Here is a 240-nt window from a genome sequence, read left to right as displayed (position 1 = left end):
CTCGGGTTCCATCCGCATTGATGCCATCAACGTCGATCTGGCCGGAACCAATCATCCAGTCGATATGGATGAGACTCGAATTGCCACCCTGCGCCTTGATCTGTTCCGGTGTCAGTTTTGCGCCGTCGATAAAGCACTTGGAATAGCACTGGCCAAGCGCGATGTGGCTTGCGGCATTTTCATCGAACAACGTGTTGTAGAACAAAAGCCCGCTCTGCGAGATCGGCGAGGAATGCGGCA

At 54.2% G+C, this 240-nt stretch carries 1 protein-coding gene; it reads right to left on the bottom strand.

Annotation, left to right across the window (positions count from 1 at the left end; genetic code table 11):
* Positions 1–240, bottom strand: a 240-nt coding sequence (locus SB822_RS60460; RefSeq protein WP_410859567.1) for an aminopeptidase, incomplete at both ends; no start/stop codon positions are given.

This window comes from Paraburkholderia sp. SIMBA_054 (genome assembly GCF_046534875.1).
GTDB classification, from domain to species: domain Bacteria; phylum Pseudomonadota; class Gammaproteobacteria; order Burkholderiales; family Burkholderiaceae; genus Paraburkholderia; species Paraburkholderia hospita.
The sequence above is the reverse complement of the archived record's forward strand: the minus strand, read 5'-3'. Positions and strand labels throughout refer to the sequence as shown.